The organism is Ruegeria sp. AD2(2025), assembly GCF_056542385.1.
Genome location: NZ_JBQFZS010000003.1, coordinates 303,199 through 324,503 on the forward strand (window position 1 = coordinate 303,199; position 21,305 = coordinate 324,503).

17 protein-coding genes are annotated in these 21,305 nt (G+C 63.5%); 11 read left to right on the forward strand and 6 right to left on the reverse strand.

The annotated features are described in order from the left end of the window. Window positions 1-2: 2 nt before the first annotated feature. The 3 genes from ACR1XV_RS08940 to ACR1XV_RS08950 are packed head-to-tail and all read right to left on the reverse strand — an operon-like array spanning window position 3 to window position 2,349. Window positions 3-1,058, reverse strand: a complete 1,056-nt coding sequence (locus ACR1XV_RS08940; protein ID WP_480530402.1) for a saccharopine dehydrogenase — start codon at window positions 1,056-1,058, stop codon at window positions 3-5. Between the two features lie 15 nt (window positions 1,059-1,073). Then, entirely contained in the window at window positions 1,074-1,688 is a 615-nt protein-coding gene (locus ACR1XV_RS08945; protein ID WP_480530404.1) for a glutathione S-transferase family protein, read from the reverse strand. Between the two features lie 10 nt (window positions 1,689-1,698). Further along, window positions 1,699-2,349 carry a histidine phosphatase family protein gene (locus ACR1XV_RS08950; RefSeq protein WP_480530406.1) on the reverse strand — a complete coding sequence of 217 codons (651 nt, stop codon included), beginning with the start codon at window positions 2,347-2,349 and terminating at the stop codon, window positions 1,699-1,701. 146 nt (window positions 2,350-2,495) lie between these two features. Between ACR1XV_RS08950 and ACR1XV_RS08955 the strand changes: the two genes are divergently transcribed. From ACR1XV_RS08955 to ACR1XV_RS08985, 7 genes are all read left to right on the forward strand, one after another. Further along, complete coding sequence (locus tag ACR1XV_RS08955; RefSeq protein WP_480530408.1) at window positions 2,496-3,683, forward strand: Zn-dependent hydrolase; 1,188 nt, start codon at window positions 2,496-2,498, stop codon at window positions 3,681-3,683. A gap of 299 nt (window positions 3,684-3,982) precedes the next feature. Further along, complete coding sequence (gcvT, locus tag ACR1XV_RS08960) at window positions 3,983-5,080, forward strand: glycine cleavage system aminomethyltransferase GcvT (RefSeq protein ID WP_480530410.1); 1,098 nt, start codon at window positions 3,983-3,985, stop codon at window positions 5,078-5,080. 18 nt (window positions 5,081-5,098) lie between these two features. Continuing rightward, window positions 5,099-5,464, forward strand: coding sequence for a glycine cleavage system protein GcvH (gene gcvH / locus ACR1XV_RS08965; RefSeq protein ID WP_480530412.1), 366 nt, complete (start codon window positions 5,099-5,101; stop codon window positions 5,462-5,464). Between the two features lie 112 nt (window positions 5,465-5,576). Next, a complete protein-coding gene (gene gcvP, locus ACR1XV_RS08970; protein WP_480530414.1) occupies window positions 5,577-8,432 on the forward strand; it encodes an aminomethyl-transferring glycine dehydrogenase in 2,856 nt (951 codons plus the stop codon). Window positions 8,433-8,630: 198 nt separating this feature from the next. Beyond that, window positions 8,631-9,785 carry a phosphoserine transaminase gene (locus ACR1XV_RS08975; protein ID WP_480530416.1) on the forward strand — a complete coding sequence of 385 codons (1,155 nt, stop codon included), beginning with the start codon at window positions 8,631-8,633 and terminating at the stop codon, window positions 9,783-9,785. Window positions 9,786-9,856: 71 nt separating this feature from the next. Next, window positions 9,857-11,452 (forward strand): phosphoglycerate dehydrogenase, encoded by a 1,596-nt coding sequence (gene serA, locus ACR1XV_RS08980; RefSeq protein ID WP_480530418.1) that lies wholly within the window; start codon window positions 9,857-9,859, stop codon window positions 11,450-11,452. A 115-nt stretch (window positions 11,453-11,567) separates the two neighbouring features. Continuing rightward, complete coding sequence (locus ACR1XV_RS08985; RefSeq protein ID WP_480530420.1) at window positions 11,568-12,305, forward strand: metallophosphoesterase family protein; 738 nt, start codon at window positions 11,568-11,570, stop codon at window positions 12,303-12,305. Here ACR1XV_RS08985 and ACR1XV_RS08990 read toward each other — a convergent pair. The 3 genes from ACR1XV_RS08990 to ACR1XV_RS09000 all read right to left on the reverse strand — a co-directional run bounded on the left by ACR1XV_RS08990 (window position 12,292) and on the right by ACR1XV_RS09000 (window position 15,982). After that, on the reverse strand, window positions 12,292-13,809 hold the full coding sequence (locus ACR1XV_RS08990) for a malonate--CoA ligase (RefSeq protein WP_480530422.1): 1,518 nt from the start codon (window positions 13,807-13,809) through the stop codon (window positions 12,292-12,294). The two genes, ACR1XV_RS08985 and ACR1XV_RS08990, sit on opposite strands and share 14 nt — an antisense overlap. 90 nt (window positions 13,810-13,899) lie before the next feature. Further along, window positions 13,900-14,604: a GntR family transcriptional regulator gene (locus ACR1XV_RS08995; RefSeq protein ID WP_480530424.1), complete on the reverse strand. Its 705-nt coding sequence runs from the start codon at window positions 14,602-14,604 to the stop codon at window positions 13,900-13,902. Window positions 14,605-14,626: 22 nt separating this feature from the next. Continuing rightward, a complete protein-coding gene (locus ACR1XV_RS09000) occupies window positions 14,627-15,982 on the reverse strand; it encodes a formimidoylglutamate deiminase (RefSeq protein WP_480530426.1) in 1,356 nt (451 codons plus the stop codon). Between the two features lie 81 nt (window positions 15,983-16,063). Here ACR1XV_RS09000 and hutI point away from each other — a divergent pair, with 81 nt between their 5' ends. From hutI to hutU, 4 genes are read left to right on the forward strand one after another with little or no spacing between them, the layout of a single operon-like run. Next, a complete protein-coding gene (hutI, locus tag ACR1XV_RS09005; protein ID WP_480530428.1) occupies window positions 16,064-17,269 on the forward strand; it encodes an imidazolonepropionase in 1,206 nt (401 codons plus the stop codon). Next, window positions 17,266-18,801, forward strand: coding sequence for a histidine ammonia-lyase (hutH, locus tag ACR1XV_RS09010; RefSeq protein ID WP_480530430.1), 1,536 nt, complete (start codon window positions 17,266-17,268; stop codon window positions 18,799-18,801). Before hutI ends, hutH begins: the two co-directional genes overlap by 4 nt. Then, complete coding sequence (hutG, locus tag ACR1XV_RS09015) at window positions 18,801-19,598, forward strand: N-formylglutamate deformylase (protein ID WP_480530432.1); 798 nt, start codon at window positions 18,801-18,803, stop codon at window positions 19,596-19,598. The genes hutH and hutG overlap by 1 nt, the downstream gene beginning before the upstream one ends. After that, complete coding sequence (gene hutU / locus ACR1XV_RS09020) at window positions 19,595-21,277, forward strand: urocanate hydratase (RefSeq protein ID WP_480530434.1); 1,683 nt, start codon at window positions 19,595-19,597, stop codon at window positions 21,275-21,277. The genes hutG and hutU overlap by 4 nt, the downstream gene beginning before the upstream one ends. Window positions 21,278-21,305 lie beyond the last annotated feature (28 nt).

The following is a 21,305-nucleotide window of genomic DNA, read 5'->3' on the forward strand; positions in this document are numbered from 1 at the left end:
GCTCAGATCCCTCTCATATGGGTGTTGTAGGTTGCCTCGGCCCGGCCCCAGACGCCGCTGTCCGGATCGGTCAGGGTCAGCAAGGACGGCAGCAGCTGCGCGGCATAGTCTTCCGAACTTTCGACCGGCAGCATCGAGGGTAGGTTGTCGATGGCCATGACATCCATCACCGGATCAGTCGCCACACGCAGGGCGGGTACGTCCCATGTGGTTGCGCGGTCATAGACCGGCACCGGGTTATAGTCGCTGTCCGGGTCGCAGGCCACGTCGCCGATGGCGGTCAGGGTGCGCGGGGCGGTCAAAGCCTCGCGCGGAACAAAGACGGGTGTGCCGGGGCGGGCGAAGATGCAGTTCAGGAACAGATTGTGGGTCAGGATTTCGGGAAACGGCCCGCCGCTGGCGGTTTCGGCCATGTCCCATTTGGTGACGTCAACGCCCATCGCCTGACACAGATCGGCGGCACCCGTGCCGACGCGGCCCAGGGCTCCGATGACGATGGCGGTAGGGCGGTCTGCGCCGGTGGCGTCAAGCTCGGCCCGAAGTTCGGCATTCAGCGCATCCTGACTGGGGTAGACGCCAACCGGAGGGCATTGCCCACCCCGTTGCTGCGCCACCCATGTCTTAAGCGTCACCGCAGCTCCCGCATACCCGGCCCAATAGCCAAAGGCGGCGACCCGGCGGCCATCTTCATCCACTAGGTATTCCAGATCATAAAGCGTGCCGCCCCCGGCCTTGAACCGTTGCAGCAGCGCGCGGCCCGAATGCTGGCCCTTGAACGCATGGCCGAACATGATGTGGCGATGGGGCAGGGGCGTACCATCCTCGGGCAGTTCCTTGAGGCCGAAAATGATCGCGTCCAGCGGGGCCTCGGGCCAGCTGTTCTCAGCCGCGATCTCACAACCTGCGTCCCGGTAACCGTCAATCGGAATGGCGCGGACATGGCTTTCCTCGACCGTCACCCGCAGACCTGCCGCGATCAGCGCGGCGGCCCCTTCGGGGGTCAGCCCGACCCGTTCCTCGTTCTGGCGCTGTTCGGCCCGGACCCAGAGATGTGTCATGTGTTTTCCTTTATGTCAGAGCATTCCGGCGGCGCGCACCGCCCGAACCGAAGGCCGCGCCTCCATCGCTTCGCGGAAGGCGATGATCTTGGGGAAGGCCGAGACATCCACGCCATCACCTTCCAGCCAGCTGCACACCACATAGAGATAGGCGTCAGCCAGCGAGAACGCCTGACCCAGCACAAATGGTCCGCGCAGACCGTTGGATACGACATAGCTGCAGGAGGCGGTCATCGTCTCGGTCACTTTTCCGGCCATGTCCTGCCAACTGGCTTCCTTGTCCGCCCAACGGTGCCCGCGCAGCCTGTGGGCGTGGTTCACATGCATGGTCGAGGCCAGGTAATACATCACCTCGCGCATCCGTGCCGCCATCACCGGATCATCGGGCACCAGCCCGGCCTGCGGGGCAAGTGTTGCGATGTAATCCAGCAGCGCTCCGGTTTCGGTCAGGATGCCCCCGTCCACCACCAGTGCCGGAACCCGGCCCTTGGGGTTGATCTGCCTATAGGCGGGTTGGGTCTGTTCACCGCCGGCGAAGTCCAGCTTGATGGCCTCATAGCCCAGCCCGGCCTCTTCCAGTGCAATGGCAACAGCGACCGAGATCGTACGGGGGGCGTAATAAAGCTGCATCGGGGGCTCCTTACAGGTGGGTCTGCGCATAGTGCCGGTCGGGTGCTTCCAGATGGGGCACCGCGTTGAACAGAACCGGGCTTAGCTGCGTGCCGATCGGATGCAGACGATGCATCGACGTGTTCATGATGGCAAGGGCCACCCGGGCCATCGACGGGATGTCCAGCCCCATGGCCTGCCGCACCACCATCGAGATCAGCGCGCCCGAGGTCACGACGATGGCCGCCCCGCCCTCGGTCCCGATCTCGTGCAGGGCGTCGCGGACGCGGGTTTCGAACTGTTCGAACGTCTCGGGCGCGCCCTCGATCTCGCCATTGGCCCAGGCGGTGAAGGTGCGGGGCAGGTGTTCGACAAAGCCTTCGCGGTCGGTCGGGATATCAACTCCGTGCTGCTGCTGGAACAGCTGGGCGAGGGTGAAGTATTCGATCTCGTTCAGCCGCGCGTCGCGCACCGGGGCGGTCAGGCCCATACTGGCGGCGGTTTCCACATGCCGGTTCAGCGTGCCGCAATAGACCCGCGGATGATGCGCCCGCGTGTCGTGCAGATGCGCGCCCAGCCATTGCGCCTGCTGGTGGCCCAGCGGGCTGAGCCGGTCATAGCTGACCTCGTCCCGCGCGGCGGTGTTGGCCTGCCCGTGGCGGACCAGTGTGATATGTGACATGGCGATCCCTCTTGCGCAGATGTCTTAGGGCAGGTTCGGGGCTGGTGCCAGAGGGGGTGGGCGAAAAATCGGCCCCGCCGCCGCCACGATGGCTTGCGGGTTCATGCCCGGGGCGTATGGTTGGATCAGGGCCGAAGGGGGGTGTTATGGCGATCGATGAAAACCGGTTTCTGGCCGATCTGCACAAGCTGCGCACGTTTGGGGCTTCGGGCACCGGCAAAGGCGTTGTCCGCCCTGCATATTCCGAGGCCGATATCGCGGCGCGTCGCTGGCTGGCCGGACGGATGGAAGAGGCCGGGCTACAGCCCCATTTCGACCCCGTTGGAAACCTGTTCGGCCTGAGTGATGCACCCTCTCTTCTGCTGGGGTCCCATTCCGACAGCCAGCCCGAGGGTGGCTGGCTGGATGGGGCTCTGGGCGTGATCGCCGCGCTTGAGGTCGCGCGCAGCAGCGACCGCCCCGTCTCGGTCGTCAGTTTTCAGGATGAGGAGGGGCGGTTCGGCGTCACCACTGGCTCGGCCGTCTGGTCCGGCGGGCTTGATCTGGCGCAGGCGGATGGCCTTGTCGATCACGCGGGCATCACCTTTGGCACGGCGCGGGCCGCGATGGCTGATCTGGCCAAGCCCTTTGTCGATCCGGGCCGGTTCTCGGGGTTCATCGAGATGCATATCGAACAGGGCCCGGTGCTGGATACCGAAGGTGAACAGATCGGCGTCGTGACCGATATCGTCGGTATCCGCGACATGAAGATCACCTTTGAAGGCCAGCAGAACCATGCGGGCACCACCCCGATGCACCTGCGCTGCGATGCGTTTCAGGCGCTGGCGGCGTTTAGCGAATTGATCAACGACCGGCTGCGCAACGTGGTCACGCCGCAGACGGTCTGGACCATCGGGCATGTCGATCTGCATCCCAATGCGTCCTCTATCGTGCCGGGACGAGTACGATTCTCGATGCAATGGCGCGACGGTGATCCCGAGCGGCTGGCCCGGATCGAAGAGATCATCCGAACCGCCGCGCAAGAGGTGGCGGAGCAGCGCGCCATGACGCTGGAGTTCGGCCCGATGCTGGGACTGGAACCCGTTGCGATGGACCCGCAGCTGCAACAGGCACTCGGGCAAGGCGCGGATCGGGTCGCGCCGGGCCGCTGGCGCCGGATGCCTTCGGGGGCTCTGCACGATGCTACCAACGTGTCGCGTCTGATGCCGGTGGCGATGCTGTTTGTCCCCTCGATCGACGGAATCAGCCACAACTTTGCCGAGGACACGGCCGAGGACGACCTGATCGCCGGGTTGAGGGCGCTGGAATATGCGATAAAAAGCCTGCCTGACTGATGGGGCATGACTTTTGTTAAGTCGCCCGAAACACAGGTCATTATTTTGGCCGCGATTCTCGTGGCCCGGCCACGCATCGACCCCACGACCAGAACCGGATCAAAGGCCTGCTTCAGGTGTTGCGTAAGGGAAAAAAGTTTCCTATAGGAGACATTATTGCGGCATACGCCCGTATACGGCCCGCCGCTGACTGCTCTCGTGGCGCCCCGGCTGCGGGCACAGGACCGTTGCAAAATACGTGGCTTGCTTCAGACTGCGGACCATGCCCTCTGACACTTTGACAAAAGAAGGTACCCATCATGACCGACGCCCCGAAACGCACCCCGCTTTATGATCTGCATGTCGAGCTTGGCGGCAAGATGGTGGATTTCGCAGGCTGGGAAATGCCGGTGCAATATCCGCTGGGGATCATGGGCGAGCACAACCAGTGCCGTCAAAAGGCCGCTCTGTTTGACGTTAGCCACATGGGGCAGGTGATCCTGCGGGGCAAAGATGTGGGTCAGAAGCTGGAAACGCTGTGTCCGCAGGCCTATGCGACCCTGAAAGAGGGCAAGGCGCGCTATGGCTTCTTTACCAATTCCGAAGGCGGGATCATGGACGACCTGATCGTGTCGAACGCGGGCGATCATTACTTTGTGGTGGTCAACGCGGCGCTGCGTCATCAGGATATCCCGCATATGCGCGACAACCTCGACGGGGTCGAGGTTACCGAGATTTTCGACCGTGCCCTTGTCGCTGTGCAGGGCCCCAGCGCCGAGGATGTGGTGGGCACGCTTTGCCCCGCCGCCCGCGACCTGAAATTCATGGAAACCACCGTGGCCCCGATCATGGGGGTCGACTGCCGCATCTCGCGCCTTGGGTACACCGGCGAAGATGGCTATGAGATTTCCATCCCCGAAGACAAGGCGATCGAGGTCACCCGCGCCTTCCTCGCGCATGAAGACTGCGAAGCGGCCGGCCTGGGCGCACGCGACAGCCTGCGGCTCGAGGCGGGTCTGTGCCTTTACGGCAATGACATCGACCAAGGCACCTCACCCATCGAGGCCAGCCTCGGCTGGGCCATCCAAAAGCGCCGCAAGGAAGAAGGTGGCTTTCCGGGTGCCGACCGCATCCAACGCGAACTGGCCGAAGGCCCCGCACGCAAACTGGTCGGTATCAAGCCCGAAGGCCGCGCCCCCGCACGTCAGGGTGTGGACATTCAAAGCCCGGGCGGCGATATGATCGGTCAGATCACCTCGGGCGGTTTCGGCCCCACCGTCGGCGGCCCGGTGGCGATGGGGTATGTCGCGTCAGAACACGCTGCGCCCGGCACTCAGGTGAACCTGATCATCCGGGGCAAGCCGCAACCCGCGCAGATCGTGGCGCTGCCTTTCGTCACCCAGAATTACAAGCGTTGAAGCCAGGAGACAGACAAGATGGCAACCTATTATTCCGAAGAACACGAATGGATCGACGTCAATGGCGATACCGCGACGCTCGGCATTACCAAACACGCGGCAGAACAGCTTGGCGATGTGGTCTTTGTCGAGCAGCAGGAAGTCGGTGAGGAATTCGAGAAAGACGGCGAGATCGGTGTGATTGAATCGGTCAAGGCCGCTTCGGAACTCTATGCCCCCGTCGATGGCGAGATCATCGAGGTCAACGAGGCGCTGGCCGACAATCCCGGCGCGCTGAACGAAGACCCCGAGGGCGAGGCGTGGATCTATAAGATCAAGATCGCCGACGCGTCGCAGCTCGAAGATCTGATGGATGAGGCCGGCTATAAGGCTTTCATCGGCTAAACCCAAACGGTGGACCCCTTCGCGGGATCCACCCTTCATCTGGCTAAAAATATCCCCGCCGGAGGCTCCCGCAGTCTCCGCCGGGTCTGACCTATCCGTGAGGAGCGCAACGATGGCTTTCAAACTGACCGATTACGAAGCCTATGACTTCGCCAACCGCCGCCATATCGGGCCCAGCCCGACCGAGATGCGCGACATGCTCAAGGTGATCGGCTTCAAGACGCTGGACGAACTCATTGACGCCACCGTACCGCCCGCGATCCGGCAGGCCGAACCGCTGGACTGGGGCCCGGCGATGACCGAACGTGATGCGCTGTTCCACATGAAAGAGGTTGCGAAGAAAAACACCGTCCTGACCTCGCTGATCGGTCAGGGCTATTACGGCACCACCACACCTGCGCCGATCCTGCGCAACATTCTGGAAAACCCGGCCTGGTACACCGCCTACACGCCTTATCAGCCCGAGATCAGTCAGGGCCGGCTTGAGGCGCTGTTGAACTTCCAGACCATGGTCAGCGATCTGACTGGGCTGGACGTCGCCAACGCGTCCTTGCTGGACGAAGCCACTGCAGCGGCGGAAGCCATGGCCATGGCCAAGCGCGGCGGCCGCTCCAAGGCCAACAACGCGGCTTTCTTCGTGGACAAGAACTGCCACCCGCAGACCATCGCGGTGATCAAAACCCGCGCCGAGCCTCTGGGCATCGACGTGCAGGTGGCGGACCCCGACCAACTGGACGCAGGCGCCGTCTTTGGCGCGATCTTCCAATATCCCGGCACCCACGGCCATGTGCGCGACTTCACCGCCGAGATTGCGGCGCTGCACGAACATAAAGCCATCGCCATCGTCGCTGCCGACATCCTGTCGCTGGCGCTGCTGAAGTCACCGGGTGAGATGGGCGCGGATATCGCCATCGGCTCGACCCAGCGCTTTGGCGTTCCCATGGGCTATGGTGGCCCGCACGCGGCTTACATGGCGACCACCGACAAGCTGAAACGCGCGATGCCGGGCCGGATCATCGGTGTTTCTATCGACAGCCGCGGCAACAAGGCTTACCGCCTCGCCCTGCAGACCCGCGAGCAGCATATCCGGCGCGAAAAGGCCAACTCGAACGTCTGCACCGCGCAGGCGCTGCTGGCCGTCATTGCCTCGATGTATGCGGTCTATCACGGTCCGGATGGCATCAAGGCCATCGCGCAATCGGTGCATCGCAAGACCTCGCGCATGGCCGCCGGGTTGGAAGAGGCGGGCTTCTCGGTTGAGCCAGAGGTGTTTTTCGACACCATCACGGTCGAGGTCGGCCACCTGCAGACGACTGTCATGGAGGCCGCTGTCGCCCGGGGCGTCAACCTGCGCAAGGTCGGTGAGACCAAGGTCGGCATCAGCCTCGACGAACAGACCCGGCCCGAGACCATCGAGGCGGTCTGGGGGGCCTTCGGCATCGACCGCAAGGATGACAGTTCGAACAAGCAGTACCGTCTGCCGGATTATGCCCTGCGCGAGACGCCCTATCTGACCCACCCGATCTTCCACAAGAACCGGGCCGAGGCCGAGATGACCCGCTATATGCGTCGTCTGGCCGACCGCGATCTGGCGCTGGACCGGGCGATGATCCCGCTGGGATCCTGCACCATGAAGCTGAACGCCACGATCGAAATGATCCCGGTCACCTGGCCTGAGTTCGGCAACCTGCACCCGTTCTGCCCCGAAGATCAGGCGCAGGGCTATCATGAGATGATTGCCGATCTGAACGACAAGCTGTGCCAGATCACCGGCTATGACGCGATCTCCCAGCAGCCCAACTCGGGCGCGCAGGGCGAATATGCGGGGCTGCTGACCATCCGCAACTATCACTTCGCGCGCGGCGAAGGGCATCGCAATGTCTGCCTGATCCCGACCTCGGCCCACGGGACCAACCCGGCCTCGGCCCAGATGGTGGGCTGGCAGGTGGTGCCGGTGCAATCGGATGAGAACGGCAATATCGACCTGAATGACTTCCGCGCCAAGGCCGAGAAGCACTCGGATCATCTGGCCGGATGCATGATCACCTATCCCTCGACCCATGGCGTGTTCGAGACCACCGTGCAGGAGGTCTGCCAGATCACCCATGATCACGGCGGTCAGGTCTATATCGACGGCGCCAATATGAACGCCATGGTGGGCCTGTCGCGTCCCGGTGACATCGGCGGCGACGTCAGCCACCTGAACCTGCACAAGACCTTCTGCATTCCGCATGGCGGTGGCGGCCCCGGCATGGGTCCGATCGGCGTCAAGGCACATCTGGAGGAACACCTGCCCGGCCACCCGGAATACGGCACCGCCGTGGGTCCGGTCTCGGCAGCGCCCTTTGGGTCTCCGTCGATCCTTCCCGTCTCATGGGCCTATGTGCTGCTGATGGGTGGAGCGGGTCTGACGCAGGCGACCAAAGTGGCGATCCTGAACGCCAACTACATCGCGGCACGGCTGGCCGAGGCCTATCCGATCCTCTACACCTCGGAAACCGGCCGCGTGGCGCATGAATGTATCCTCGACACGCGGCCTTTGGACGCCGAGGCGCATGTGACCGTGGACGATGTCGCCAAGCGGCTGGTGGACAGCGGTTTCCATGCCCCGACGATGAGCTGGCCGGTGGCCGGAACCCTGATGGTCGAGCCCACGGAATCCGAACCCAAGGACGAGCTGGACCGCTTCTGCGACGCGATGCTCTCGATCCGCTCTGAGGCGCAAGACATCATCGACGGCAAGATCGATGCGGAGAACAACCCGCTGAAAAACGCCCCCCACACGGTGCGCGATCTGGTCGGCGACTGGGACCGGCCCTACAGCCGCGAACAGGCCTGCTTCCCTCCGGGCTCGATGGGCGTCGACAAGTACTGGTCCCCCGTCAACCGCGTCGACAACGCATACGGCGACCGAAACCTCATCTGCACATGCCCGCCCATGTCAGAATACGAAGAGGCCGCTGAATAAATCACAAACAAAACCCCGCTGAGAAATCGGCGGGGTTTTCGCTTATCGGAAACCCGCGTTCTGATTTGTTCCGGTTCCAGATGTCGTTTTTGTCAGGCGAAGCGTCTTTTTCTCTTGCTGCGCTTGCGAAGGCCGCTTACCCCTGTCCGTGGGACACCCCTCCCCAACGAGGGGCGTGTATCTGGAAGGGTAATACAGATGACTATCGAACAACCGGCGACGCGGCCGGCGAATCCGCGTTTTTCCTCGGGCCCTTGTGCCAAACCCCCCACATTTGATCTGTCGAAACTGGCCGATGCTGCATTGGGTCGTTCGCACCGTGCCGCTGTCGGCAAGGACAAGCTGAAAGCGGCCATCGAAGGCACGCGTGAGCTGCTGGGCATTCCGGCGGATTACAAGATTGGCATCGTTCCCGCCTCGGACACCGGCGCGGTTGAGATGGCGCTGTGGTCGCTGCTGGGCGCGCGCAAGGTTGAGATGCTGGCGTGGGAAAGCTTTGGTGCGGGCTGGGTGACCGATGTGGTCAAACAATTGAAGATCGACGCCGAGGTGAAGACCGCTGACTATGGACAGATCGTCGATCTGGTCTCAGTCGATTTCGCCAATGACGTGGTGTTTACTTGGAATGGGACGACGTCGGGCGTGCGGGTGCCGAATGGCGATTGGATCGCGGATGATCGCCAGGGCCTGACGATCTGTGACGCGACTTCGGCTGCTTTTGCGATGGACCTGCCGTGGGACAAGCTGGATGTGACGACATTTAGCTGGCAGAAAGTGCTGGGTGGCGAAGCGGCCCACGGGATGCTGATCCTCAGCCCCCGTGCGGTGGAGCGGTTGGAAAGCTACACCCCCGCATGGCCCCTGCCGAAGATTTTCCGCCTGACCAAAGGTGGTAAGCTGATTGAAGGCATCTTTACGGGGGCCACGATTAACACGCCGTCGATGCTGGCGGTCGAAGACTACCTCTTCGCGCTGAATTGGGCGCGCTCGGTCGGAGGCTTGCAAGGTCTGATTGCCCGCGCGGATGCCAATGCCGGTGCGGTACATGCGTTCTGCGGCCAGAACGACTGGATTGCCAATCTGGCCGAGGATGCGGCCACGCGCTCGAACACCTCGGTGTGTCTGAAATTCACCGATGCGCGCATTCAGGACGGTGCGACGTTCGCCAAAGCTGTTGCCAAGCGGCTGGAGGCCGAGAATATCGCGCTGGACATCGGTGCTTATCGCGACGCGCCTGCGGGTCTGCGTATCTGGTGCGGTGGCACGGTCGAGACCTCAGATATCGAGGCGATGTTGCCCTGGCTGGCCTGGGCTTTCGAGGCCGAGATCGCTGCGCAAACGGCAGCCGCCTGACAAGATTTTTCGACGAAAAATCTGGGCCCGCCTGTGGCCCGGACATCTTCTCAAATTCAAGGACCACCAATATGGCCCCCAAAGTACTCGTATCTGACAAGCTCAGTGAAACCGCCGTGCAGATTTTCCGTGATCGCGGCATCGACGTGGATTTCATGCCGGATCTGGGCAAGGACAAAGACAAGCTGGCCGAGGTGATCGGCCAGTATGACGGCCTTGCCATCCGCTCGGCCACCAAGGTCACGCCGACCATTCTGGATAAGGCCGGCAAGCTCAAGGTCATCGGTCGTGCCGGGATCGGCACTGACAATATCGATAAGGATGCGGCCAGCAAGAAGGGTGTGATCGTGATGAACACGCCCTATGGCAACATGATCACCACCGCTGAACACGCCATCGCAATGATGTTCGCTGTTGCGCGGCAAATCCCCGAGGCCAGCGCCTCGACCCATGCGGGCAAGTGGGAGAAGTCGAAGTTCATGGGGATCGAACTGACCAACAAGACCCTTGGCGTCATCGGCGCGGGCAATATCGGCGGTATCGTCTGTGAACGCGCATTGGGCCTGAAGATGAAGGTTGTGGCCTATGATCCGTTTCTGGGCGAAGAGAAAGCCGCCAAGATGGGCGTTGAAAAGGTTGAACTGGACGACCTGCTGCAGCGCGCCGATTTCATCACCCTGCACGTGCCGCTGACCGATCAGACCCGCAATATCCTCAGCCGTGAAAACCTGGCCAAGACCAAACCGGGCGTGCGCATCATAAACTGTGCCCGTGGCGGGTTGGTCGATGAAGAGGCGCTGGCCGAGGCCCTGCAATCGGGTCACGTGGCCGGTGCCGCCTTCGATGTGTTCAGTGTTGAGCCGGCCAAGGACAACCCGCTGTTCAACCTGCCCAACGTGGTCTGCACCCCGCATCTGGGTGCCGCCACGACCGAGGCGCAGGAGAACGTGGCGCTGCAGGTTGCCGAGCAGATTTCGAACTATCTGCTGACGGGCGCGGTGGAAAATGCGCTGAACATGCCCAGCGTGACCGCCGAGGAAGCCAAGGTCATGGGTCCATGGATCAAACTGGCGGGCCATCTGGGCAGCTTTATCGGCCAGATGACGGACGAGCCGATCAAGGCAATCAACATCCTCTATGACGGTGTGGCGGCGGATATGAATCTGGCGGCGCTGAATTGCTCGGTCGTGGCCGGCATTATGAAAAAGGTGAACCCCGAGGTGAACATGGTCTCGGCCCCTGTGGTGGCCAAGGAACGGGGTGTGAAGATCTCAACCACCAATCAGGACAAGTCCGGCGTTTTTGACGGTTATGTCAAGGTGACGGTGGTGACGGACAAACGCGAACGCTCGATTGCGGGTACCGTGTTCACCGACGGCAAGCCGCGGTTCATCCAGATCAAGGGGATCAACATTGATGCCGAGGTGGGCGCGCATATGCTCTACACCACCAACGAAGACGTGCCGGGCATCATCGGCGCGTTGGGCGCGACGATGGGAGAGAACAACGTGAACATCGCCAACTTTACCCTCGGCCGGTCCGAGGCGGGCGGTGAGGCGATCGCGTTGCTTTATGTTGACGAGCCGGTTCCGGCCGAGGCGCGCGCCAAACTGGCCGAGACCGGGCTGTTCACCCAGATCAAGCCGTTGGAGTTCGACGTGGCCTGATCCGGGCTGTCGCCTTTGAGAAACAAATCACGACCCGCGCTGGCACCGGCGCGGGTCGTATCTTTCGCGGCGCGGGATTTTGCGTCAGAACAGGGGCAATGTTGCGGAGGGTCCGATGAATACACCTATCTACGCGGTCGGAGACATACACGGACACCCGGCCGAGCTGGACCGCGCCCTGTCTCTGATCGAGCGCGACGGCGGTGCTGATGCGCAGATCGTGTTTCTGGGTGATTATGTGGATCGCGGACCCGACAGCCGTGGTGTGCTGGACGCGCTGATCGCCGGGCGCGATGCGGGCCGCCCGTGGGTGACGCTCAGGGGTAATCACGACCGGATGTTTGCGTGGTTCATGGAGGACACGCCGCGTCACGATCCGCATCTGCTGGTGGGTTATCACTGGCTGCATGAGCGGCTCGGCGGGGTTGAGACGCTGCTGAGCTATGGGGTCGAGGTCGGCCCCCAAATCCGGCTGCAGGATGTCCACGCAGCGGCCCGCGCGGCGGTCCCGCCGTCGCATCTGGCGTTTCTGCGTGATCTGACCAACCTGCACCAGACGCCCGATCTCGCCTTTGCTCATGCAGGGATCCGGCCCGGCGTGCCGCTGAACGAACAGCACGAGAATGATCTGGTCTGGATCAGGCAGGCCTTCAACGCTCATGCCGGCCCGCACCCCAAGCTGATCGTGCACGGGCATACTCCGGTCGATCGCGTGACCCATTTCGGCAATCACGTCAATCTGGACAGCGGCGCGGGTTATGGCCGCGCGGCAGGCGTGGCGGTGTTCGAAGGACGCGCCTGCTGGCATCTGACCGAAGCGGGCCGGGTGCGGTTAGAGCCTAATCCGGCGTAAACAGGTCCTTGTAACGGTCTCGCAGGACGTTTTTCTGTACCTTGCCCATTGTGTTGCGCGGTAAGGCGTCCAGCACGATCAGACGGCGGGGATGTTTGAACCGCGCCAGATCGGCCTGCACCGCCGCCATGATCGCGTCAGTGTCCGGCGTCTGGCCGGGCTCGGGCACCAGCAGGCCGACCGGGGTCTCTCCGAAATCCGGGTGAGGCACGCCGATCACGGCGCTTTCCAGCACGCCGGGCTGGTCGTCCAGAAGCAATTCGATTTCCTTGGGATAGATGTTGTAACCGCCCGAGATGATCAGGTCTTTGCTGCGCCCCACGATATGGACATACCCATCCGTATCGACCCGCCCCAGATCGCCGGTGATGAAGAACCCGTCCTCGCGCAGTTCGGCGGCGGTTTTTTCGGGCATTTCCCAATAGCCCTGAAACACGTTGGGGCCGCGCACCTCGATCATGCCGGTCTCACCCTCGGGAACGGGCGCGGCGGTCTCGGGGTCGGTGATCTTCAACTCGACATCCGGCAGCGGCAGGCCAACCGTGCCCGCCCGCCGGTCGCCGTTATAGGGGTTCGAGGTGTTCATATTGGTCTCGGTCATGCCATAGCGTTCGAGGATGCGCTGGCCGGTGCGGGCTTCGAACTGCGCGTGAGTGTCGGCCAGCAATGGGGCCGAGCCCGAGATGAACAGCCGCATATGCCCGGTCAGGTCGCGCGTCAGCCGGTCGTCATCCAGCAGGCGGGTGTAGAAGGTCGGAACGCCCATCATCGACGTGGCCTGCGGCATCAGGCGCAGCATCTCGTCCGGGTCGAATTTCGGCAGAAAGATCATCGACCCGCCCGAGGCCAGCACCACATTCGTGGCCACAAACAGCCCGTGCGTGTGAAAGATCGGCAGCGCGTGGAGCAGCACGTCTGTATCGGTGAACCGCCATTCCTGCACCAGCGTTTCGGCATTGGACAGCAGATTGCCCTGCGACAGCATCGCGCCCTTGGACCGCCCCGTGGTGCCCGAGGTGTAAAGGAAAGCAGCCAGATCGTCAGCGGTGCGCCGCACCGGCTCGAACGCGGGCAACATTCCCAGCGCGCGGCGCATCAGACTGCCCGAGCCATCGGCGTTCAACGTCTCAAGCCGCGCGCCTTGCGCCTGCGCGATGGGCTGCAGCCCGTCCTGCTGCGCCGCATCGCAGACCACGACGGACGCGCCGCTGTTTTCGATGAAATAGGCCAGTTCGGTGGTCTTGTAGGCGGTGTTCAACGGCAGAAAGATCAGCCCCGCCTGCACGCAAGCAGCATAGAGCGCCAGCGCCTCGGGCGATTTCTCGACCTGAACGGCCACCCGGTCGCCAGGCTCAAGCTCGAACCCGGTCAGCGCGTTGGCCAGCCGCGCGGCCATGTCGAGAAACGCGGCATGGGTCAGGGTCTGGCCGTCAGGCAGGTGCAGGAACGGCGTCTCTTTGCCTGCGTGAATGCCGAACAGCCGATCATATAGCGGGTTGCCCATCCCGGTTTTCCTTTCACAGACCCGTTTGCCCTGACCCTGTCGGGGAAAGCGCCAAGCGTAAAGCCCCCAATGCGCAAAAGCGGATGTCGGTCAGATCTGTGTTGTCATCCGGTAGCCTGAGGCGAAATACAGCTTGGCCAGTGTCACCGGCTGGCCCTGCAACCAGGTGATGCGCTCGGCGGTGAAAATGGGTTCACCTTCGGGGACGTCCAGAAAACCGGCGACCGAGGCATCGGCGCGGCTGGCCAGAAAGGTCAGTTCCACATTGGTAAAGGGCACCGTCTGCACCAGCCAGTCATTCGGCCCGGTCTTCGAGAAATCAGCCTGCGTGACCTCGGGCACGCTGTCGATCACGATCCAGCGGTCTTCATACTGAAACGGCGTATTCCCCGAGTAATGCATACACCGCACCTGCATCACATCCTGCCCGGCCGTCAGCGCCAGCCGGGCGCGCAGCCAGTCGGGGGCGGGCAGGGTTTCGGCCGAGACCAGCGCATAGCGATAGGTGCCGCCCGCCGCCTCAACCTCATCCCGAACCAGAGGGATGGTGAAGCGCGCCTGCCGTTGCGGCGCGCTCAGCACGCGGGTACCGGCCTTGCGGCGGCGCTCCAGAAACCCCTCATCCGCGAGTTCCCGCAGGGCACGGTTGACGGTGGTGCGGGTGCACGAGAACTCGACCGCAAGCTCCTGTTCATTGGGCAGCAGCGTATCGGGCCGCCACAGGCCCGAGCGGATGCGGTGCAGCACCGTCTGCTTGATGTCCTTGTAACTGGTGGTGTCGCCGGGTTGGGTCATATCGTCTCTAACATTGGGAAGTTCAGGCATCCGCGAGCAAGTCGGCCAGTGCGGCGCGATAGGCGGGCAGGATTGCATCCCGCGCGACGTGCCGTCCGCCCTGCACCATATGCCGCCCCGCCGACCACAGGTCTGTCACGAGCCCGTCCGGCGCGGCAAAGCACAGCCCGTCCAGCAGTTGATCGTCGCGCAGCGCGCAGAGCGTGGCATGCCCTCGGTCCAATGCCACCAGATCGGCCAGTTTGCCGACCGCGATCTCTCCGCCGTCGCGCCCCAGCGCCTGCGCCCCGCCGCGTGCCGCGCCGGTATAGAGCGCGTGCCCGACCGAGCCTTCGCCCTGCACCAGAACGGTCCGCGCCCGGTCGCGCAGACGTTGGGAATATTCCAGCATCCGCAGTTCCTCGGGCAGCGAAATCCGCACATTCGAGTCGGACCCGACCCCGAAGGCCCCGTGATGTTCCACATAGGGCACGCCGTTGAAGATACCGTCACCCAGATTGGCCTCGGTAATCGGGCACAGACCGGCCACCGCGCCGGACCGGGCCAGCGCAATGGTCTCGGCATCGGTCATGTGGGTCGCGTGGATCGGGCACCAACGGTCATTCACATCTGCGTTGTCCAGCAGCCAGGCCACCGGGGTCTGACCGAGGGCGGCCTGCACATCGGCGACCTCTTTGGTCTGTTCGGCGATGTGGATATGCACCGGGCCGTGCGGAATCTGTTGCAGCACTTGCTGCAAGTCACCGGGCGAGGTCGCCCGCAGCGAATGCGGCGCGATGCCCTGAACCGAGTCCGCATGTGGCAGCGCCCCGCGGCTGTCGGCGATCAGGTCCAGAAACCGGTCGACACCGTTGCTGAACCGTTGCTGCCCACCCGCCAGCGGCTCTTGCGCCACGCCGCCATAGGTATAAAGCACCGGCAGATGAGTCAGGCCGATCCCGGTCTGCCCGGCGGCGGCAAAGATGCGCTGGCTCAGCTCGGACAGGCGCGCGTAGGGCACACCGCCGGGCTGGTGGTGGACATAGTGGAACTCTCCGACCGAGGCATATCCGGCCTCCTGCATCTCCATATAGACCAGTGCGGCGATGGCTTGCATGTGCTCGGGCGTCAGGCGATCCAGAAAGCGGTACATCAGGTTGCGCCAGGTCCAGAAGCTTTCGCGTCCGGCGGCGCGGACCTCGGTCATCCCGGCCATGGCGCGCTGAAACGCATGGCTGTGCAGGTTCGCCAGCGCAGGCAGCAGCACGTCGACACGCGCGTCATCAGGGCGCGGGTCGGTCCCGGTTTGCAACTCGGTGATCCGTCCCTGATCGACCTCGACCCTCAGGTTTGTCACCCAGTCAGAGCCTAACAGGGCGGTTTTAGCATGGATCGTCATCGTATTTCCATTTTGTGTAGACTTTAATTTTTTATACGTATACGAAAAATCGAAAGCTAGGGGGAGCCCAAAAGAATCGCCATGACGAAAAAAACCGTTCTGTGCTGCGCGCGGGTTGCGACAATGACCGGGGGCGCGGGCTATGGTCTGATCGAACAGGCCGCAATTGCCGTCGACGGATCGCAGATCCGCTGGGTCGGGCCGCTGGCCGAGTTGCCCGCTGAATATGCCGGGTGGCCGCAGCAGGATTACGGTGACCGCCTGATCACCCCCGCGCTGATTGATGCGCATACCCATGTGGTCTTTGGCGGCAACCGCGCCGTCGAGTTCGAGATGCGCCTGAACGGTGCCACCTACGAAGAGATCGCCCGCGCCGGAGGGGGTATCCTGTCCACCGTCACCGCCACCCGCGCCGCGTCCGAAGACGCCCTGCTGGCCGATGCCCTGCCGCGCGTTGACACTCTGATCGCCGAGGGTGTCAGCTGCATCGAGGTCAAGTCCGGCTATGGGCTGGACACCGAGACCGAGCTGCGGATGTTGCGCGCCGCGCGCCGGATTGCGCAGGACCGCCCCGTGCGGGTCCGGACCAGCTTTCTGGGCGCGCACGCGAGTCCGCCTGAATATGCCGACCGCGCAGATGCCTATATCGACACGGTCTGCATCCCGACCCTGCGTGCCGCACATGCCGAGGGGCTGGTCGATGCGGTGGACGGCTTCTGCGAAGGCATTGCGTTTGACCCGACCCAGATCGCCCGCGTGTTCGACGTGGCTGCCGAGCTGGGCCTGCCGGTCAAGCTGCATGCCGAGCAATTGTCGAATCTGGGTGGCGCAAAACTGGCCGCGTCTTATGGCGGGCTGTCGGCCGATCATATCGAATATCTCGACGCCGAGGGGGTTGCGGCCATGGCCGAGGCGGGCACCGTCGCCACCCTGTTGCCGGGCGCGTTCTATACGCTGCACGAGACCCAAGTCCCGCCGGTAGATGCCCTGCGCCAGCACAACGTGCCCATGGCGCTGGCCACCGATTGCAACCCAGGCTCGTCGCCGCTGACCTCGCTGCTGCTGACCATGAACATGGGCTGCACCCTGTTCCGCCTGACCCCGCAAGAGGCGCTGGCGGGCATCACCCGCAACGCCGCGCAGGCGCTGGGCCTGACCGATACCGGTCAGATCGCAGCCGGTCTGCGCGCCGATCTGGCCGTGTGGGATGTGACCCACCCGGCCGAACTGTCTTATCGCATCGGGTTCAATCCCCTGCACACACGCATCTTCGGAGGTCAGGCATGACGCCTTTGTCGCTTACACCCGGTCAGGTCTCATTGGCGCAACTGGCCGAGATTTACTGGTCCGAGGCCCCGATCACGCTGGACGATGGCTGCCGCGCCGGGATTGACGCCGCCGCTGCCCGTATCGCAAGCGCCGCCGAGGGGGCCGAGGCGGTCTATGGCGTCAATACCGGCTTCGGCAAACTGGCCAGCCACAAGATCGCGGCCGAAGATACCTCGACTCTGCAGCGCAATCTGATTCTCAGCCATTGCTGTGGCGTTGGCCCTGCGGTCCCCCGGCGGCTGGCGCGGCTGATGATGTCGCTCAAGCTGCTCTCGTTCGGGCGCGGCGCGTCGGGCGTACGGTGGGAACTGGTGGATCTGCTGCAACAGATGCTGGCGCGCGGCGTGACGCCGGTGATCCCGGCGCAAGGTTCTGTCGGCGCGTCCGGCGATCTGGCTCCGCTGGCGCATATGACCGCCGTAGTGATCGGTGAGGGCGAGGCCGAGGTGAGCGGCACTGTTCTGCCCGGGGCCGAAGCGCTGAGAACCGCCGGTTTAGAGCCGATTCAGCTGGGCCCCAAAGAAGGTCTGGCCTTTATCAACGGCACCCAGTTTTCCACCGCCTACGCTCTGGCCGGACTGTTTGAGGGCTGGCGCGCGGCGCAGAACGCTCTGGTCATTTCCGCCGCCTCGACCGATGCGATCATGGGTTCGACCGCGCCGTTGCAACCTGAAATTCACACTCTGCGCGGTCATCGCGGCCAGATCGAGGCCGCCGCCGCCATGCGCGCCACGCTGGACGGGTCCGAGATCCGCGAAAGCCACCGCGACGGCGATACCCGCGTGCAGGACCCCTATTGCATCCGCTGCCAGCCTCAGGTGACGGGCGCGGCGATGGATATCATCCGGCAGGCCGCCGCGACGCTTGAGGTCGAGGCGAACGCCGCCACCGACAACCCTCTGGTGCTGACTGAGGCCGATATCATCGTCTCGGGCGGTAATTTCCATGCCGAGCCGGTGGGCTTTGCCGCTGACATGATCGCGCTGGCCCTGTCCGAGATCGGCGCGATTGCTCAACGGCGGATCGCCCTGATGGTCGACCCGGCGCTCAGCTTTGATCTGCCGCCCTTCCTGACACCCGAGCCGGGGCTGAACTCGGGCCTGATGATCGCCGAGGTGACGACCGCCGCGCTGATGAGCGAGAACAAGCATCTGGCAAACCCTTGCGTGACCGACAGCACGCCGACCTCGGCCAATCAGGAGGATCACGTCTCGATGGCTGCCCACGGCGCGCGGCGGCTGACGCGGATGGTCGAGAACCTGAACTATATTCTGGGGATCGAACTGCTCTGCGCCGCGCAGGGTGTGGAATTCCGCGCTCCGCTGCAAACCAGCGCCCCGCTGGCCCGCGTGATCGCGCGGCTGCGTGCGGATGTGCCCGCGCTGGCCGAGGATCGCTATCTGGCCCCCGATCTGGAAGCCGCCCGGACCTTGGTGGCTGATGCGGCCCTATTGGAGGCGGTCGACCTGCCGCTGCCCGGGTTGGTCTGATGCAGGTGTTCAGCGTTTCCCAAGGCGACGGGCCGATTGTTCTGGGCCAGCCCCATGGCGGCACCTTCGTGCCCGATGCCATTGCCACGCGCCTGAACCCGAACGGTCGGGCGTTGGCGGACACCGATTGGCACATAAACAGGCTCTATGAAGGGCTTTTGGACGGTGCGACTGTGGTGCAGTCGCATATCCACCGCTATGTGATCGACTGCAATCGCGACCCCGCGGGCGTATCCCTGTACCCCGGACAGAACACCACGACGCTGGTACCTCTGACCGATTTCGACGGGCAGCCGATCTGGGCCGAAGGACAGGATCCCTCAGCCGATGAGATCGAGACCCGCCGCCAAACCTGTCACGCGCCCTATCACGCCGCGCTGGAGCAGGAGTTGCAGCGGGTCCGCGCCAAACACGGGGTTGCGGTTCTGTTCGACTGCCACTCGATCCGCAGCCGCATCCCTTTCCTGTTCGAGGGCACTCTGCCAGACCTCAACATCGGCACCGATGGGGGTGCGACCTGTGCGCCGGAAATCGAGTCTATTACGGACGAATTCTCCGGCTCCTCGCCCTACACAACGGTTCTGAACGGTCGGTTCCGGGGCGGCTGGACGACCCGCCACTATGGCCGCCCGTCCGAGGGGCTGCACGCCATTCAGATGGAACTGGCCCAATCCACCTATCTAAGCGCCGAGGCCGCGCCCTGGGCCTATGACACCGACAAAGCCACGCGCCTGCGCCGCTGGCTGTACGACATTCTGGACGCCATCCAAGACACCGCATTGGAGTTGACCTCATGACTGATCCCCGCAAGAACACCCGCGACATCTATCCGCCCACCGGCACCGACCTGAACGCCAAAAGCTGGGTCACCGAGGCTCCGCTGCGGATGCTGATGAACAACCTGCACCCCGATGTGGCCGAGAACCCGCATGAGCTGGTTGTGTACGGCGGTATCGGACGTGCCGCGCGCACATGGGATGACTTTGACCGCATCGTCGCCGGGCTGAAGGATCTGGAAGAGGACGAGACCCTGATCGTCCAGTCCGGGAAACCGATCGCGATCATCCGCACGCATAAGGATGCGCCGCGGGTACTGATTGCGAATTCGAACATCGTGCCTCATTGGGCGACCTGGGATCATTTCAACGAATTGGACCGCAAGGGCTTGATGATGTACGGCCAGATGACCGCTGGCTCGTGGATTTACATCGGGACGCAAGGCATCGTGCAGGGCACCTACGAGACCTTTGCCGAGGCCGGACGTCAGCACTATGACGGCGACCTGACCGGCAAGTGGATTCTGACCGGTGGTTTGGGCGGCATGGGCGGCGCGCAACCCTTGGCCGCTGTTTTTGCCGGGGCCTGCTGTCTGGCGGTGGAATGCAACCCGGACTCGATCGATTTCCGCCTGCGCACCAAATACCTCGATGAAAAGGCCGAAACACTGGACGAAGCGCTTGAGATGATCGACCGCTGGACCAAGGCGGGTGAGGCGAAATCGGTCGGCCTGCTGGGCAATGCGGCGGACATCTTCCCCGAGATTTACCGCCGTATGGCCGAGGGCGGAATGCGTCCCGATATCGTCACCGACCAGACCAGCGCCCATGACCCGATCAACGGTTATCTGCCGCTGGGCTGGACCATGGCGCAATGGCGGGAAAAGCGAGAAACAGACCCTAAAGCGGTTGAAAAGGCCGCGCGGGCGTCGATGAAACAACACGTCGCGGCCATGGTCGATTTCTGGAATGCGGGCGTGCCGACGCTGGATTATGGCAACAACATCCGTCAGGTGGCGCAGGATGAAGGGCTTGAGAACGCCTTTGCCTTCCCCGGTTTCGTGCCCGCCTATATCCGCCCGCTGTTCTGCAAGGGGATCGGACCGTTCCGCTGGTGCGCCCTGTCGGGCGACCCCGAGGATATCTACAAGACCGACGCCAAGATGAAAGAGCTGTTCCCCGAGAACGAACACCTGCATCGCTGGCTGGATATGGCGCAGGACCGCATCGCCTTTCAGGGCCTGCCCGCCCGCATCTGCTGGATCGGACTGGGGGATCGGCACCGCGCCGGGCTGGCCTTTAACGAGATGGTCGCTAATGGTGAGCTGAAAGCGCCGGTCGTGATCGGTCGTGATCACTTGGATTCGGGTTCCGTCGCCAGCCCCAACCGCGAGACCGAGGCGATGCTGGATGGCTCGGATGCGGTGTCGGACTGGCCCCTACTGAATGCTCTGATCAATACCGCCAGCGGCGCGACATGGGTCTCGCTGCATCATGGCGGCGGCGTCGGCATGGGCTTTAGCCAACATGCGGGCGTGGTGATCTGCGCCGACGGGACCGAGGACGCCGCGCGGCGGTTAGAGCGTGTTTTGTGGAACGATCCGGCGTCGGGCGTTTGGCGGCACGCGGATGCGGGGTACCAGATCGCCAAGGATTGCGCCCGCGAACACGGGCTGCGGCTGCCGGGTATTTTGGGCTAGGTCAAACTGTCTCTGGCGCACATGCTGC

Excerpts from the sequence above, each read along its gene's own strand:
- ACR1XV_RS08940 (WP_480530402.1), bottom strand. The coding sequence starts at position 1,058 with ATGACACATCTCTGGGTCCGGGCCGAACAGCGCCAGAACGAGGAACGG.
- ACR1XV_RS08945 (WP_480530404.1), bottom strand. The coding sequence starts at position 1,688 with ATGCAGCTTTATTACGCCCCCCGTACGATCTCGGTCGCTGTTGCCATT.
- ACR1XV_RS08950 (WP_480530406.1), bottom strand. The coding sequence starts at position 2,349 with ATGTCACATATCACACTGGTCCGCCACGGGCAGGCCAACACCGCCGCG.
- ACR1XV_RS08955 (WP_480530408.1), top strand. The coding sequence starts at position 2,496 with ATGGCGATCGATGAAAACCGGTTTCTGGCCGATCTGCACAAGCTGCGC.
- gcvT (WP_480530410.1), top strand. The coding sequence starts at position 3,983 with ATGACCGACGCCCCGAAACGCACCCCGCTTTATGATCTGCATGTCGAG.
- gcvH (WP_480530412.1), top strand. The coding sequence starts at position 5,099 with ATGGCAACCTATTATTCCGAAGAACACGAATGGATCGACGTCAATGGC.
- gcvP (WP_480530414.1), top strand. The coding sequence starts at position 5,577 with ATGGCTTTCAAACTGACCGATTACGAAGCCTATGACTTCGCCAACCGC.
- ACR1XV_RS08975 (WP_480530416.1), top strand. The coding sequence starts at position 8,631 with ATGACTATCGAACAACCGGCGACGCGGCCGGCGAATCCGCGTTTTTCC.
- serA (WP_480530418.1), top strand. The coding sequence starts at position 9,857 with ATGGCCCCCAAAGTACTCGTATCTGACAAGCTCAGTGAAACCGCCGTG.
- ACR1XV_RS08985 (WP_480530420.1), top strand. The coding sequence starts at position 11,568 with ATGAATACACCTATCTACGCGGTCGGAGACATACACGGACACCCGGCC.
- ACR1XV_RS08990 (WP_480530422.1), bottom strand. The coding sequence starts at position 13,809 with ATGGGCAACCCGCTATATGATCGGCTGTTCGGCATTCACGCAGGCAAA.
- ACR1XV_RS08995 (WP_480530424.1), bottom strand. The coding sequence starts at position 14,604 with ATGACCCAACCCGGCGACACCACCAGTTACAAGGACATCAAGCAGACG.
- ACR1XV_RS09000 (WP_480530426.1), bottom strand. The coding sequence starts at position 15,982 with ATGACGATCCATGCTAAAACCGCCCTGTTAGGCTCTGACTGGGTGACA.
- hutI (WP_480530428.1), top strand. The coding sequence starts at position 16,064 with ATGACGAAAAAAACCGTTCTGTGCTGCGCGCGGGTTGCGACAATGACC.
- hutH (WP_480530430.1), top strand. The coding sequence starts at position 17,266 with ATGACGCCTTTGTCGCTTACACCCGGTCAGGTCTCATTGGCGCAACTG.
- hutG (WP_480530432.1), top strand. The coding sequence starts at position 18,801 with ATGCAGGTGTTCAGCGTTTCCCAAGGCGACGGGCCGATTGTTCTGGGC.
- hutU (WP_480530434.1), top strand. The coding sequence starts at position 19,595 with ATGACTGATCCCCGCAAGAACACCCGCGACATCTATCCGCCCACCGGC.